General features: G+C 35.9%; 11 protein-coding genes, 1 pseudogene and 3 other annotated features. Of the genes and pseudogenes, 1 reads left to right on the top strand and 11 read right to left on the bottom strand.

All coding sequences use genetic code 11. The annotated features are described in order from the left end of the window. Positions 1 to 15: 15 nt before the first annotated feature. From NLJ82_RS13890 to NLJ82_RS13920, 7 genes are all read right to left on the bottom strand, one after another. Positions 16 to 1173 carry a GNAT family N-acetyltransferase gene (locus NLJ82_RS13890; protein ID WP_001100966.1) on the bottom strand — a complete coding sequence of 386 codons (1158 nt, stop codon included), beginning with the start codon at positions 1171 to 1173 and terminating at the stop codon, positions 16 to 18. 134 nt (positions 1174 to 1307) lie between these two features. Continuing rightward, complete coding sequence (gene aroA / locus NLJ82_RS13895) at positions 1308 to 2597, bottom strand: 3-phosphoshikimate 1-carboxyvinyltransferase (RefSeq protein WP_000664608.1); 1290 nt, start codon at positions 2595 to 2597, stop codon at positions 1308 to 1310. A 16-nt stretch (positions 2598 to 2613) separates the two neighbouring features. Then, the gene (tyrA, locus tag NLJ82_RS13900; RefSeq protein WP_000549201.1) at positions 2614 to 3714 is read right to left on the bottom strand and encodes a prephenate dehydrogenase; all 1101 of its coding nucleotides are present in this window, start codon (positions 3712 to 3714) and stop codon (positions 2614 to 2616) included. After that, entirely contained in the window at positions 3707 to 4807 is a 1101-nt protein-coding gene (gene hisC, locus NLJ82_RS13905; RefSeq protein ID WP_001197248.1) for a histidinol-phosphate transaminase, read from the bottom strand. Before hisC ends, tyrA begins: the two co-directional genes overlap by 8 nt. An 18-nt stretch (positions 4808 to 4825) precedes the next feature. Then, complete coding sequence (aroC, locus tag NLJ82_RS13910) at positions 4826 to 5998, bottom strand: chorismate synthase (protein WP_001269407.1); 1173 nt, start codon at positions 5996 to 5998, stop codon at positions 4826 to 4828. A gap of 53 nt (positions 5999 to 6051) precedes the next feature. Next, positions 6052 to 6271, bottom strand: a binding site (T-box leader). Positions 6272 to 6280: 9 nt separating this feature from the next. Continuing rightward, entirely contained in the window at positions 6281 to 7357 is a 1077-nt protein-coding gene (locus NLJ82_RS13915; RefSeq protein WP_001273581.1) for a bifunctional 3-deoxy-7-phosphoheptulonate synthase/chorismate mutase, read from the bottom strand. 195 nt (positions 7358 to 7552) lie between these two features. Continuing rightward, positions 7553 to 7789: a binding site (T-box leader), on the bottom strand. A 54-nt stretch (positions 7790 to 7843) separates the two neighbouring features. Further along, positions 7844 to 8080: a binding site (T-box leader), on the bottom strand. A 108-nt stretch (positions 8081 to 8188) separates the two neighbouring features. Beyond that, the gene (locus NLJ82_RS13920) at positions 8189 to 11701 is read right to left on the bottom strand and encodes a DUF4020 domain-containing protein (RefSeq protein ID WP_079994009.1); all 3513 of its coding nucleotides are present in this window, start codon (positions 11699 to 11701) and stop codon (positions 8189 to 8191) included. Between the two features lie 151 nt (positions 11702 to 11852). Here NLJ82_RS13920 and NLJ82_RS13925 point away from each other — a divergent pair, with 151 nt between their 5' ends. Then, a complete protein-coding gene (locus NLJ82_RS13925; RefSeq protein WP_000997699.1) occupies positions 11853 to 12290 on the top strand; it encodes a YndM family protein in 438 nt (145 codons plus the stop codon). A 189-nt stretch (positions 12291 to 12479) separates the two neighbouring features. Here the strand turns inward: NLJ82_RS13925 and NLJ82_RS13930 are convergent, their stop codons facing one another. The 4 genes and pseudogenes from NLJ82_RS13930 to entB form a co-directional block, all read right to left on the bottom strand. After that, positions 12480 to 13010, bottom strand: a complete 531-nt coding sequence (locus NLJ82_RS13930; protein ID WP_014297874.1) for a cysteine hydrolase family protein — start codon at positions 13008 to 13010, stop codon at positions 12480 to 12482. Positions 13011 to 13025: 15 nt separating this feature from the next. After that, positions 13026 to 13559, bottom strand: a pseudogene (locus NLJ82_RS13935) (GNAT family N-acetyltransferase); the annotation flags it as partial. Positions 13560 to 13572: 13 nt separating this feature from the next. Continuing rightward, positions 13573 to 13878, bottom strand: a complete 306-nt coding sequence (locus tag NLJ82_RS13940) for a YfzA family protein (RefSeq protein ID WP_000448507.1) — start codon at positions 13876 to 13878, stop codon at positions 13573 to 13575. Positions 13879 to 14128: 250 nt separating this feature from the next. Continuing rightward, positions 14129 to 15667: a cell wall-binding protein EntB gene (entB, locus tag NLJ82_RS13945; protein WP_088334099.1), complete on the bottom strand. Its 1539-nt coding sequence runs from the start codon at positions 15665 to 15667 to the stop codon at positions 14129 to 14131. Between the last annotated feature and the right edge of the window lie 74 nt (positions 15668 to 15741).

The raw sequence follows: 15741 nt of genomic DNA on the forward strand, positions 1-15741 counted from the left end.
GGACAGCCCTATTTTTTAAAAGAAATCATAAATAAATGCATCTCGTACCGGAACTATTTTCTCAAACGCTTGTATTTCCTCTTCTCTTCCGCTAATTAATTCTAATTCATTTAGTTCTAATGGGCGTTTGTATCCAAGCAATATTGTAGATAGTGCATTTATATCTAGCTCGATCCCTTTATCCATCAGTTCTTCTATAATTGTTATTTCATAATTTGCAAGTCTCACTGATACATTATTCCACGGTGCAAATGAATCTGTAATATGTAAGATTAATTCTTGCTGTACGTTGTTCCAGTTCAACTCATATTGTTTTAAGAACTGCTCTACATCTACAATTCTTCCCATAAAATATGGTTTTATTTCTGTTTTCACACGTGGTTCTTGCAATGTATATAACAACTGTTCGTTTTCACTTACTGTCATTTCAAGTTCTTTAATCATAGAATCATGTTGGCAAATAAAGTTCCATAGACCATTTCGTGCTTCATTATGCAGTGGTACGAATTCTTCTACAGTCATTTTAGATTTTTCTATTTTATATAACATGTAACCTGCTGCAGTTTTATTTTCATCGTAGTAAATTGCTAATGTTAAATCCTCATAAACAGCTTGTAACCACCATTTTTCATTGCGAACAAGCATACCAGAAAAACGTTCTGCAAATGTTTCATAAAGCTTCTCGACTTCTTCTGGGTGATTTTCTTTATTGAAACGTTTCACAGTACCATTCACTTGTTTTTTCATAACTAAATCACTCTTTGTCAAATGACATACGAGAAGATTCGCACAAAGTTCCCAGCCGTATTTACGGTAAAATGTAACAGCAAATGGATGTAACATTGATACTGTATATCCGTCTTTTTTCATCGTTTGAAGAGAATGTTGAAGCAATTCTTTCACATATCCGCTTCTTCTGTATTCTGGATACGTTGCTACCCCTGCAACGCCACCCATTTTAAATTTTTCTTTTCCTATGTATATATGAAACGGAATAAGGTGTAGTTTTGCAGCTAAGTCATTACCTTCCATAATACCGTATACTTCATGACTTTCCTTCATTTTTGTAAGTTGTTGTTGTATTCGTTCTTCTTCAACTTTATATTGAAAAGCGTATTCTGATAAGCGTAATGCTTCTCTAAATTTATCTTCTTTTAATCGTATAACGTTCATAGATTTTCCCCCTTCTTTATTTGAATTGTACCATAATTTAAAATATTACAGTGCGGTGAATGAAATTATATAGACTTAACGACACAAATTCAATATAAAAAAGCAGATACATCCTGTATCTGCTTCTCATCCATTTATTTAGTTAACCTTTGAAGTTCTTCGAAGAATGTAGGGTATGATACACCTACTGCTTCTGCGTCTTCAATTGTTGTTTTACCTTCTGCTAGACAGCCGGCAATCGCAAGCATCATTCCGATGCGGTGATCACCATAACTATTTACTGTATTGCCTTTTAAAGCTGATTTTCCGTAAATGATCATACCGTCATCAGTTGCTTCTATGCGAGCTCCTAGTTTCGTTAACTCAGCAACCACTGTATCAATACGGTTCGTTTCTTTTACTTTTAATTCGTGTGCATCTTTAATTACTGTAATTCCTTCTGCTTGCGTTGCCGCTAATGCGATTACAGGAATTTCATCAATTAATCTAGGGATAATATCTCCGCCGATTTCGATTCCTTTTAATGAAGATGTTTCAATTGTAATGTTTGCAGCTGGTTCTGATGCTCCTTCGTTAATTGGCTCTACAGTGAACGTAGCATCCATTTTCTCTAAAACATCAATAATACCTGTACGTGTTGGATTCATCCCTACATTTTGTAATACTAGTTTACTATTTGGAATAATTGCACCTGCTACTAAGAAAAAGGCAGCTGATGATACGTCACCTGGTACTTGAACATCTGTCGCTGTTAACTTTTGTCCACCTGCTAGTTTCACTGTCTTTCCTTCGCGAGTTACTTTAACGCCAAATGCTTCAAGCATTCTTTCCGTATGATCGCGAGAAATATGTGGTTCTGTAACAGCTGTTACACCCTCTGCACGAAGGCCAGCAAGTAAAATAGCTGACTTTACTTGTGCGCTTGCTACCGGCGAAGTGTATTCAATTGCTTTTAAATCTCCACCACGTATTGTTAGCGGTGTAAACGTTCCTTCTTCACGGCCATCAATGTTCGCACCCATTTGTTTTAATGGATTTGTTACACGTTTCATCGGTCTTTTTGCAATAGATGCATCACCTTGTACGCAAGAGAAAAATGGTGTATTTGCCAAAATTCCTGACATTAAACGTATAGTTGTACCAGAATTACCAACATCTAATACAGCTTTCGGTTCTTGTAAACCTTCTAATCCTTTACCAACTACAGTGACTTCATCACCGTTTTGCACGATGTCTACTCCCATTTCTTTAAAACAAGAAATTGTACTTAAACAATCTGCGCCAGGCAAGAAACCTTTAATTGTTGTTTTTCCTTCTGCAATCGCACCGAACATGACAGCGCGGTGAGAAATCGATTTATCTCCTGGAATTGTAATGTTGCCATTTAATCCGTTATTAACAGGTTGTATTGTTCTTTCCTTCACGTTTTCACCTTCTCATTTAAATTGTTTCATACGTTTGGTATTTTTCTTCTCCAAGCGCTAGCTTTGCTTTCATACGATCTTCTTCTCGTTGGAAGCTAATACGTAATACCCCAAGCAATCCTTCACGGGCTTCTAATATTTGCAAGTTCGTAATACTAATTTCTTCGCGCGCTAAAATACTTGTAATGTGAGCCAATGCCCCTACTTTATCTAAAACATCGACGTATAAGTCGTGATAGGCAGGAATCGCCCCTCTCTTTCTTACCGGTAAAGAGTCACGGTATTCTTTCGCATCCGCAAAATAGTTTTGAATCTCGCCTGCATCTCCGCTAGAAACTGTATCATATAAATCTTCCATTTCAGAGATCCACTCTTTTAATAATACCATTAAATGCTCTCGATTTTGCTTAACAATATCACTCCACATTTTCGGACTACTAGATGCGATACGTGTAATGTCTTTGAAACCTCCAGCAGCTAGCTGATGAATAAGTGGATTATCTCCTGCATGTTTCTCCACTTGCTTTACTAATCCAGCGGCAATAAGATGCGGGAAATGGCTTACAATCCCTGTTACATAATCATGTTCTTCTGTATTTAAAACAAGGAAATGTGACCCTGTTCCTTTTAACCAATCTTTTAACTCTTCCACAGGTTCATTTGGCACATGATTCATTGGCGTTAAAATATAAAATGCATTTTCAAATAAATGCGCTTTTGCACTTTCAACTCCCGTTTTATGAGAACCTGCCATCGGATGTCCACCAATGAAAGAAATTTCCTTTGAAAATAAAGCTTCCGCTTCATTCATAATTGTTCCTTTTGTGCTACCAACATCGGTTACAATAACATCTTTTCGTAAACGAAATGACGCTAATTTGTGTAATAACTTCTTCGTTTCTTCAACTGGTGAAGCAAAAACAATTAAATGTGCCTCTTCACATGCATGTTGTAAATTTACTGCTATTTCATCTACTACGTGTAATTCTTTTGCACGCTCTACTTGTTCTTGAAATATATCATAACCTGTTATCGTTACATCGTGCTCTTTCTTAATTGCTAATGCGAGAGAGCCTCCGATTAAACCAGTTCCAATTAATACTACCTTCTTATGCATTTGCCTCATCTCGAGACTTTCTTTTTTTATTTTCAAAGTGTTGTTGTAACACTGAAATCACTCCTTCATTTTGCTCCCTTGTTCCGACTGTAATACGGACGCCATTTGGGAACGGACGAATAATAAATCCTGCGTGTGCACAAGCTTCATAAATCTCTCCAGCATTCTCAACTGGCAAGAAGATGAAATTTGTTTGCGATGGATAAAATGGAATATCATGTTCCTTACAAAAGCTCTCGTATTGTTGTAATCCCTCTGTATTTACACGAACTATTTCCTCAATAAACTCCTCATCACCAAAAGCAATCGTCGCTGCTTTTTGCGCTAATGAAGATACGTTAAATGGCAAACGTACGACATTTAATCTCTCGATTAACTCTTCCTGTCCAATTGCATATCCTACGCGGAAAGAAGCTAATCCGTACGCTTTAGAAAACGTTCTAAGTACAAGAATGTTTTTATGTTTTTGTAAAAGCGGTAATGTCTCTGGGAAATCTTTTGCTGTTACGTATTCATAGTACGCTTCATCAATGACAATTAACGTATTTTCACTAATCCCTTCAATGAATTGAGTCAATTTTCGGTCATTCACATATGTGCCTGTTGGATTGTTGGGATTACAAATCCATACAATTTTTGTATTGTTATCTACTACTGAAGAAATTTCGTCTAAATCGTATACACCGTTATTTAACGCAACTTCCTTCACTTCGCAACCTTCTATAATTGCATGATGACGATACTGTGGGAATGTTGCTCCAGCCGTTACGATGTTATCACCTACTTTTAGTACTGCACGGCTTATTATTTGAATGACTTCATCTAAACCACTACCGCAAAGTACTTGTTCCATTTGCACATGTAACTTATTTGCAATTGTTTGACGGAGCGTTGTAGCACCTCCGTCAGGATATAAAGCATGATCCAACCACGATTTTTGCAACTCATCTAAAACTCGTGGTGAACAGCCGAATGGATTTTCATTCGATGCTAATTTAACAAACGAATGATCTCCGTACACTTCTTTCATTTGTTCAGGTGATTTACCTGGTTTATATGGTTGTAATGATGATAGTTGATCTTTTACTTGCATGTTAAAACCACCTTTTTATTAAAATTCTTTTGCGTATTTATTATGTTGCGTAATGTTTTGTTGAATTAATTCCATACGATCTTTTCCGAATTGTTCGACTAGTGCATGTGCAAGTTCCCATGCTACAACAGATTCAGCTACTACACCTGCTGCTGGTACTGCACAGCTATCAGATCTTTCAATACTCGCTTGGAAAGCTTCTTTCGTATCAATATCAACACTTGCTAACGGTTTGTATAATGTAGGTATTGGTTTCATTACGCCTCTTACGACAATTGGCATTCCCGTTGTCATACCGCCTTCTAAACCGCCGGCATTATTCGTTTTTCTCGTGTATCCTTGTTCTTCATCCCATAAAATTTCATCATGCACTTTACTTCCTGGCTGTCTTGCCGCTTCAAAACCAACACCAATTTCAGCACCTTTAAATGCATTAATACTCATAATTGCACCAGCAAGTTTTGCATCTAATTTACGATCGTAATGAACGTAACTACCAACGCCAATTGGCATGCCTTCTGCAATGACTTCTACAATGCCCCCAATTGAATCTCCGCTACTTTTTGCGTTGTCAATCGCATTCATCATTTCTTGCTCTACTTCTTTATCTAAACATCGAACTGGTGAGTTTTCAGTAATTGTTTGAATTTCTTCAATAGACAAGTTAGAAATATGTTTTGCTTTTACTCCGCCAATTTCAAGTACATGCCCTGCTATTTCCACGCCTAATTCTTTTAAAATTTGTTTCGCAACTGCACCAGCAGCTACACGAACTGTCGTTTCCCTTGCAGAAGAGCGCTCTAATACGTTTCTTATATCACGGTGACCATATTTAATTGCTCCATTTAAATCCGCATGTCCTGGACGTGGTTTCGTAATTGTACGTTTCATTTCTTTACTTTCTTTTTCCGAAATTGGCTCTGCACCCATTACTTTCGTCCAATGTTTGAAATCATCATTTTTTACGATTAACGTAATGGGTGAGCCAAGTGTCATCCCATGACGAACACCACTTACAATTTCAACTGTATCCGTTTCAATTTGCATACGTCTTCCGCGTCCGTGCCCTTTTTGTCTTCTTAATAATTCTTTATTAATATGTTCCGCCGCCAGCGTTAAACCTGCTGGTACACCTTCTAAAATAACTGTTAACTGCGGTCCATGTGATTCTCCAGCTGTAATGTATCTCATTTCTCTTGCCCCTTTACTATTTTTTTGTACAAAAAAGTCCCTACTGAGCGCTCAGTAGGGACGATGTTCATCGCGGTACCACCCTAGTTGTAGACTTCTTTCGTCTACCTCTCTTCTTCTTTAACGATCATTAGACCGTCTTTCCCATCAAAACTTGACGAAAAAGATGCTCCAAGGCTGTAATTCATGCTTATCTTTGTACTGATTCACACCGACCATCAGCTCTCTTTAACAGTGAGATAACCACTACTGTTTCCTCTTCAGCGCATATATGATATGAAATTAAGATAATTTATTTTTGAATCCTTTTAACTCTTCCATGAATTTATGGAATTCTGGAATATCCATTTGTTGTGCAGAATCTGATAATGCAACTGCTGGATCTGGATGTACTTCAGCCATTACTGCATCTGCGCCAATTGCAAGAGCCGCTTTCGCTGTTGGTAATAATAAATCTCTACGGCCAGTTGAATGCGTTACGTCAACAACAACTGGTAAATGTGTTTCTTTCTTTAAAATCGGTACTGCTGAAATGTCTAATGTGTTACGTGTTGCTCTTTCGTATGTGCGGATACCGCGCTCACAAAGAATAATTTGGTCGTTACCTTGTGCAATGATGTATTCCGCTGCGTTAATGAACTCATCAATTGTTGCTGCTAATCCACGTTTTAATAATACCGGCTTGTTAACTTTACCTACAGCTCGTAGTAAATCGAAGTTTTGCATGTTACGTGCACCAACTTGAATTACATCAACGTAGTCTAATGCCATTTCAACATCGTTTGGATTTAAAATTTCACTAATGATCGCTAAGTCGAACTCATCTGCTACTTGGCGTAAAATTTGTAATCCTTCTACTCCTAAACCTTGGAAATCGTATGGAGATGTTCTCGGTTTGAAAGCACCACCGCGCATTAATTTTAAGCCTTGGTCCTTCATCGCTTGCCCTACTTGGCGAACTTGCTCTAAGCTTTCGACCGCACAAGGTCCCATAATGAACGTTTGTGTGCCGTTACCAATCAATTCACCTTTTACATCAACGATTGTGTTTTCTTGTTTCTTTTTACGTGATACTAGTAATGCTTTACGGTTATCATCTTCTTGTAATTCTAAGCTAGCTTTGAAGATTGTTTTGAAAATATGTTGAACCGTTGACGTTTCGAATGGTCCTTCGTTATTCTCTGCGATCATATCAAGTACTTCACGCTCACGTACTGGATCAAAACGTTTCGTACCTTGTACTTGCTTTTGCTCCCCAATTTTTTGAACGATTTCACCACGTTTGTTTAAAAGGTGTAATAGTTGTAAGTTAATTTCATCTACCTGTTTACGTAATTGATCTAATTCATGATTTGCCATTTGGAAATCCTCCTCTAATGTTTTAAAAGTATAGTAAGAGAATGAAAAATTCTCTATTTTCTGAACTGGTCAATTATACAAATTTAAAGTGGAATCGATACCTCTTCTTATTTTAAACTAATAATTAGTACAAAGACACTATCCACTAGTTAAAAACCCACTTTTTTTGTACAAAAAATCCCTACTGATCCAATCAGTAGGGACGATATTTATCGCGGTACCACCCTAGTTGTAGACTTCTTTCGTCTACCTCTCTTCATTGTTAACGATCATCTGACCGTCTTTCCCTTCATAAAGATATATACCATCTTTACTACGAAAAAGATGCTCTAGGACTGTAATTCGCTCTTGTTTTTGTACTGGTTCACACCAACCACCAGCTCTCTGTTACAGGGAAACAACAACTACTGCTTTTCCTTTCAACGCATACATATTTAATTTTCAAGTTGGGCCACTAAAATACAAAAAGTCCCTACTGAATAAATCAGTAGGGACGATATTTATCGCGGTACCACCCTAGTTGTAGACTAACTTTCCGTCTACCTCTCTTCACTGTTAACGATCAATTGACCGCTTTTTCTTCATAAAGAAAATACTATCTTTACTACGAAAAAGATGCTCCAAGACTGTAATTCATGATTATCCCTGTACTGGTTCGCACCAACCACCAGCTCTCTGTTACAGTAAGACTAACCACTACTGTGATCTCTTCATTGCACTTTGTTTATTCAAATGTTTTTTGAAATTGAATAAGTATGATTCGTATTATAGAACGCTTTTCAAAACACTGTCAACAACTTTTTATATATTTTTTAAAATTCTACTTTCGCCCTACATTTCTTCTTGTAAATTCTCCATAACAATTCCGATGCGAATTATCTCATTATCTATTGCATTTATTACACATTTTTCTACTCTATACCCGATTAATAATTCTTTTATTTGAATGATTTCCGCTTCAAGTAAATCCGCTTCCTGAAGCGTTTGCAGTAAAGTAAAAAATACGTTTGCATACAACTCTTTATACATTTTTATACTCTCTGTCTTCTCAAGTATTTCATTAAATAACTGTTTTAACTCCGTTTGATTTCCCTTTCCACCTACGTCCGAAAATGATTTACAAATTATCGATAACCCTCTTTCTACTATTTCATCCATAAATAAAATAATACGTAAAAGCATTACATATTCTCTAGCTGTGATTTCACCCATTTTCGGTCGTTCTCGCAAAAATATACTGAGCCAAACTGCCCAAAATTTTTGTTGCTCTTTTGCGCTTAACGTTTTGACGTAATAGCATAAAAACTGCATAAACTTAATTTTATTTTCTTCATTTTCTCGTGTAAGTAAAGGGTATAACCAGTCTGTTTTTTGTTCCCAATACAGTACACATTTAATAAATACAAAACTGAGCCATTTTAAGAAAGCTTCCCTCGTATGCGGATGTAATACTTCCAAATGTTCTACTGCATACTTAATAAATTGCTTCATTTCTGTAAATAAAGGTAAATTGATTTGCGTGTAACACAAGCCGGCCCATGCATATTTCGTGATCTCATTTTCCTTCTTTAACTCTAAGTACGGTAACAAATATTTTCGGCACCATTGCTTCTCAATATGATAAAGAAATGTAATATCTGCTACTAAACGCGCTAACATAAAATTTGTTCGTTCTGTACTAATTCTTACTTGTTCTTCAAATAAAAATAAATATTCATACACATTGCGATCGTATAAATGATCATATGATAACAGTTTTAATAGTACAGCTGTCATTTTCCCAACAGGATGCTGAATCGATTCATTGTAAAAATCTTGTTTTCCAAGCTTAAAATCCGTATCACTTTTCATTACTTGAGGGAATACCGAAAAAGCAAACCGTTTCACATTGCGTATACTATTTTCCTCTAACTCTTCTAATCGATTACTAATTTCATATAGAAAGCTACTAATTAACCAATGAAAAGCTGTATTTCTAACGAATTTCTGTAATAGAGGAATAACTTTTTGTATTTGTTCATTTGTCAGTCCTCGGTTATTTCGCCACTCCCTAATACAAACAAACCATACTTCATTACTTATTTCGTGCATTCCAACTAATTGATATGCAAATGAAATACTCCATTCTGTATTCAATTTACATGCTTTCGATAACATCTCTAAAAAATGACGTTGTTCAAAAACACCATCTTGAGAAAATTGCTGAACTTGCTTCATAATTTCATCGTCTTTTAGTTGCAATAATCCATCGGCAGTTACATTACAAGTAATACTTTGTTCTGCGGCCTCTTTCTTTTGTACACTGTATCGATCAGAATGAAAGTGAGGATGTTTTTGCTTCATTAACTCATAACCTTTTGCTGTAGATGGACTATTTGTATCACAATTGAATAATAAATCTAAAACGAAACAAACATCAAATGCCCTCTCCTCTGCAAGATCCTTCAGTACAATTTGAATGACTTCTTCTTTTGTTTTTTCTAAAGAGAGTGCGTAATGATTTTTTATAAGTTGAAAAACTTCTTGTTTATACGTGACATCTAAAAGAATTCCTTCCTGTAACAACCATTTCATTTTCTCATCGGCGCTAACAAATACATTTTTATTCATCGCATCAATTGCAATTCGATTTTGAAGTACGCTGTTTGCTTCTATCATTTCTGTAATATAATAATTTGCTTTTTTCTCATCGTTTTCACATAGATAGGTTAAACATTCTTTTACAATTTGAATTAAAAACGCTAGATCATTTTGCTGAAACTCTTTTTCCACATTTTCCTTATCCCTTTTTTTCAGTGCCGCTTGCCTTAGTGATAACATCCGCATCTTCTCTATTCCCATCATCATAATTGGAACGGCATAATAGGAAATATGCGGTTTCATCTTTTCATTCCAAATTTGCTCCACAAAAGAAAATGTAGACACGGGTAAACGACTCGATTCCTCAAGTTCTATTGATTCCCCGGTATCATTTCCCCACTTTCTTTCACGCTTCAACTTAAGTTTGCCGTCCAAAATAAACGTTAGTAACAATAAAGCGATTTCTTTATGCTCAGGAAAAGAACATTTTTGCAGTAAGTAAGAAATTGTTTCGATCGATTTACTATCTTTTTCAGCTGTTTCTAATAAAAGCAGTGTCCACCTTGCAAACAACAACGGGTCCATTTTCATTTTCGTTTCGTTTAAGTAGCTACAAATTGTTCTCCATAATAACGGAGATAGTTTAGAATGATTTTTAAAAATTAATTGAAATAATTCTTTTTGATGACTAAAAAGAAATTGTTCCACTAACCATTTTGCAAGTAATTCATCTACTTCATTATAGTTTGATGTAATTAAAAATAAATTTTGTAATTTCCCTTCCGCTTCAAGCCATTCCACCCATTCATAATCGTGAGCAAATTCAACGAAGTAGCGGACTGTTTCAATTTTTTTTATAGATTGTTTTATGTATGATAATTGTTCCTGCTCTACTGACGGCGGTACTGTTACTATGTCACGAATTCGCATTCGTTTTGTAATATAATTATCCCCCATTAACTCCGCCCATCGTTTTACTGCTTTAACGAGAGATTGATGATTATTACCTTTATTCGGATATACAATCGGCCGTATTCCTAAATGCTCCCAGTGGTACGTATTTTCCCCTTGTGCGACAAATGCATAACGTCTTGTACTTGGTGGTAAACCAGTTGCTAAATATTTCATTACTGGGTCATTATGGCTATATCCAACGAATAAAACGGTATAATTCGAGAATAAATCAACTAAAAACCTTCTTGCCCATCCTTCTGTCAAGTAAGCCCTTCCAAAATCACCATCTGTTAAAATTAACGCTTCTTTTTCTTGTTCTATATTGCCATGTATGTAAGCAAGTCCTTTAAATGCTCTACCTGTAGGTAACGCAGGTGCGTAATATACGTTTAATTCTCTATTCATTTCTTTTATCGCAGTTGTAAAATGTCGATCAAAATTTGTCGTTACAATACGAACTTCTGTGTCCAAAGGAAACAACCTCGGAATTGCATAATGAAGCGGATTCGGTTTTGACTTTTCTATATGAACTAGATCTCTTGCAACTTGATGTACATCTTTTGTTTTCGCAATTTTACCAAGATAATAATCATGTGGTTCTGTTATTTCACGTTTTTCTACATATAATGTTTTCGCAATTTCATCAACAAGATCATCAAAATTCGGTAAGTTTGATTTCCCTTTCATAGAAACTCCCGCTCCAACAAATAATACTAACTTTCCTTGTTCAAGATGATCAATTAACTCGTCTGGAATTTCTACTTCTGAAGTAATCCACACCCAGGATTCCCCCTTACCTAAAAATGTCATATACCCTCATTTTACTATAACATTTTTTCTTTATTTTTATAATATTTAGACTAAATTCCGAACATGAAAAAGTTTTATGTAAATAAATCCGTTACAATGTATGAACTTCAGAATTTATTGTAAAACTATGTATAAATCGGAGGTGTAAATTTTGAATGATTTCACAGTAGTGCTTATCAAGTTTATATCGTGCATTATCGCATTTAGTATTGGACTCGCTTTATTTTTCCCTGCAACGTTCGTCCAAATTATTTCATTTAGTCTCTTTGTAACAATCGTATCTTATATGTTCGTTGATAAAATCATATTAAATCGAATTGGCAATACTGGTGCCATTATGTCGGATTTCTTACTAACGTATTTAAGCGTATGGATTTTCGGTAATATTTTATTAGACAACTATATGCAAATTGCATGGGGAAGCATCCTTTCCGCGATTGTCTTTACATTATCTGAAGTAATCGTTCATCGTTTCTCTGGCTCTCACACAAGGCACCATAACGATAATATTCGTATTAATCGCCGCTTCGCATATGGTACGGAGTTTGCGGAAGAACAGAATATATTGGATAAAGATAAGAAGAAGTAATATTTTGATGCAGGAGCGCCCTTTTTAATTATGTGGTGCTCTTTTTTTGTGTTTTCATTATGGTACGTGAAATTATATGAACGATTTTTCAAATATATCAACGATTATTGCAATATATCGACGTTTCGACAAAGGATATCGACTTACCGACATTATTTGACACGATTTCCTCTAATAAAAAACTGCCTCTTATTTAGAGACAGTTTCTTTCAAATCTTTTAACGTAACAACATTAGCAAACGCTCCAAACACTACGTTATGATGCTTCACAATGTCTTCAGCACGTAACACCTCTGTATCAAACGTACTATGTGCATCGCTCACTAACGTTACTTTATACCCTTCACTACACGCTCTTCGCGTTGTCGTATCCACACAGTACTCCGTTTGCATTCCTGAAATGATAACATGATCGATTCCCTTGTCTTGCAATACTTCTTTTAGGTTCGTCTTGTGGAATGAATCTGGAGTCGTTTTTTCAACCACACACTCCCCTTCTAGTGGAGCAATTGCCGCATGGATTTTCCACCCGTCTGTACCTTTTTCTAACGGATGGTCTTTCCGTCCATTATGTTGCACATAAATTACCGGAATATCATTTGAACGGCATTTCTCAATAAGCTCTTGTAATGTTTGTAAAAACTTTTCCCCATTATGTACCGGCATTTTTGCTGTATACATACCTGCTTGCACATCGATTACTAATAATGCTTTTTTCATATCGCGCAGCTCCCTTTGTTTATATTCCATCATCCAACAATCTTCTAATACCCCTTCATGCAGTTCATGTTCTTTTAAAATCTTTACCTTTTTAAATCCGCATTTTTCATAACACTTTATTGCACGTTCATTATTTACTTTCGGGTCCATTGCGATTGCTTTTGCTCCCGTGTTCTCCATAATATATGTAATTGCTGCCTGAACAAGTTTAGTTCCAATGCCCTTTTCCCAATAAGCGGGTTCTCCGATAAATTGATCCATTCCCCATACATTTTGTGATGCTTCATAGTCATATAAAGTTTTCCACTCTGAATCAACTGGATACATTTGAATATAACCGATCGGCATACCATCAAACTCTATTAAGCATCTTTTTTCATGACTATTTGGATTATGTATAAAATGATCCAGTACCATTTCTACTGATTGCGGATTATCTCGTCCTTCATAATACTGCAACACTTCTGGGTCTGTTAACCATTTTGAAATGGTTGGTGCATCCTCTTCTACTACATACCTAACCGATACATTATCTTTTTGAAATAGCATATAATACCTCTTTTTAATTATTTATATTTTTTCTAGTAGTGAAATCTTTAATTGCACTTATTAATGCGTATGGTAACAATGTAATCGCAAAAAAAGCTGTAAATATATTAAAATGAGGGATTTTATATGGCGTGAACCATTCTGTGAAAAATTGAGAATTTAATACTCTATTAAAAAATTCTCCGCCAGGTCTAAAGTTTGGTGCCCATGCAGTTACTTCACAAATAATAAACAACAATTGTACAATTATAAATGCCCCAAGATAGCGAAACCATGTTCGTTTCCAAATGGGCTGCGCCTTATTTAATTTCGTTTCCATTTAGCCCCCACCTTTTTTATTTGCATCCTATTAATTATACACTTTCTATGTTTCATTTATTAAAATTTTCTATATAATCATTTACGTTGGGGGAATATATTATGTCTAATCCTATACTTAAATCATCCTTAGAGGAAACTCTGCAAGCGGTAAAACAACAATCGCAAAGCAACTACAAGAATATTTCGAAAAAAAAATAAAAGCCAGCCTCAATAAAGAAAACTGACTTCTATCTAGAAAACTATATAAATTATAAAATTTTCACTTTAACAGTTTGTCTTCCCCAATTCATCGCTTTACTTTTTGAACCCATTAATACATCAATGCGATTACCTTTAATTGCACTTCCGGTATCTCCAGCGATTGCTTCTCCATAACCTTCTACCCATACTTTAGATCCTAATGGGATTACTTTCGGATCTACTGCGATAATTCTCATATTTGGATTAGCCGTTAAATCATGCCCCATCGCAGTTAAAACGCGTCCACCATATGTACCATTCTCACTCGGATCAGCAGTATATGCTGTCGCCACCACCGTTAATTCACGTTTAGCAGACTGCGCGTTATTTTTAGACTCTTCTTTTGCCTTTAGTGCTTCTCGTGCTTTTGCCTCTTCCTTGGCTTTGGCTATTTCTCGTGCTTTCGCTTCTTCCTTAGCCTTTGCTATTTCTCGTGCTTTCGCCTCTTCCTTAGCTTTGGCTATTTCTCGTGCTTTCGCCTCTTCCTTAGCTTTGGCTATTTCTCGTGCTTTCGCCTCTTCCTTAGCTTTGGCTATTTCTTGCGCTTTTGCTTCTTCTTTAGCTTTGGCTATTTCTCGTGCTTTTGCTTCTTCTTTAGCCTTTGCTATTTCTCGTGCTTTCGCCTCTTCCTTAGCTTTGGCTATCTCTTGTGCTTTTACTTCTTCCTTAGCTTTGGCTATCTCTTGTGCTTTTGCTTCTTCTTTAGCTTTGGCTATCTCTTGCACTTTCACTTCTTCCTTAGCCTTTGCTATTTCCTGTACTTTCGCTTCTTCCTTAGCTTTTGCTTCTTCTTGCACTTTCACTTCTTCCTTAGGTTTCGCTACTTCTTGCACTTTCACTTCTTCCTTAGGTTTCGCTACTTCTTGCACTTTCACTTCTTCCTTAGGTTTCGCTACTTCTTGCACTTTCACTTCTTCCTTAGGTTTCGCTACTTCTTGCACTTTCACTTCTTCCTTAGGTTTCGCTACTTCTTGCACTTTCACTTCTTCCTTAGGTTTTATTGTTTCTTTTGCCTTTGTTATCTTCTGTGTTTTAGCTTCTTCCTTAGCTTTCACCGATTTTTGTACTTTCGCTACTTGCTTCGTTTTCTCGTCAGCCTTTTTTTCAATTGGTGCTTTACTTGATAAGAAAGAAACATTTACATAAGCTGTTTTTCCCTTATACTCAAATTGTAGCCATCCGTCTTTTACTTGCTTCGTTGATTCAATTACATCATCTTTTTTCAGTCTGCCAAGAATTTTTGATTCTGTGTTTGATTCAGAACGTACATTTAACAAATCTGCTGTTACATGGTAAATATCTTTAGTAAACTCCGAGCTTACAAATACTTCTTTACCATTTAACTCAATTTTTGACCAGCCATCTTCGGTATTGATGACTTTTAACTCTTCCCCGTTTTTTACTTTTTCGACCACTTTTGATTCTGTAGTCGGTTTTTCACGTACGTTGAGTACATCTGCTGTTACGATCGTTTCTGCAGTAGCAGTTGTAGTAAATGCTCCCAATCCGAAAACAGTTGCTGTTGCTGCGCCAATTACTTTTTTCATATTAACCTCCATTATATTTTTTGAATTCTATCAAATACTCCCATTAAAATAAGAGATTTAATGAAAGCATTCGC

This window comes from Bacillus paranthracis (assembly GCF_024296885.1).
GTDB classification, from domain to species: domain Bacteria; phylum Bacillota; class Bacilli; order Bacillales; family Bacillaceae_G; genus Bacillus_A; species Bacillus_A paranthracis.

Excerpts from the sequence above, each read along its gene's own strand:
- NLJ82_RS13890 (WP_001100966.1), bottom strand. The coding sequence starts at position 1,173 with ATGAACGTTATACGATTAAAAGAAGATAAATTTAGAGAAGCATTACGC.
- tyrA (WP_000549201.1), bottom strand. The coding sequence starts at position 3,714 with ATGCATAAGAAGGTAGTATTAATTGGAACTGGTTTAATCGGAGGCTCT.
- hisC (WP_001197248.1), bottom strand. The coding sequence starts at position 4,807 with ATGCAAGTAAAAGATCAACTATCATCATTACAACCATATAAACCAGGT.
- aroC (WP_001269407.1), bottom strand. The coding sequence starts at position 5,998 with ATGAGATACATTACAGCTGGAGAATCACATGGACCGCAGTTAACAGTT.
- NLJ82_RS13915 (WP_001273581.1), bottom strand. The coding sequence starts at position 7,357 with ATGGCAAATCATGAATTAGATCAATTACGTAAACAGGTAGATGAAATT.
- NLJ82_RS13920 (WP_079994009.1), bottom strand. The coding sequence starts at position 11,701 with ATGACATTTTTAGGTAAGGGGGAATCCTGGGTGTGGATTACTTCAGAA.
- NLJ82_RS13930 (WP_014297874.1), bottom strand. The coding sequence starts at position 13,010 with ATGAAAAAAGCATTATTAGTAATCGATGTGCAAGCAGGTATGTATACA.
- NLJ82_RS13940 (WP_000448507.1), bottom strand. The coding sequence starts at position 13,878 with ATGGAAACGAAATTAAATAAGGCGCAGCCCATTTGGAAACGAACATGG.
- entB (WP_088334099.1), bottom strand. The coding sequence starts at position 15,667 with ATGAAAAAAGTAATTGGCGCAGCAACAGCAACTGTTTTCGGATTGGGA.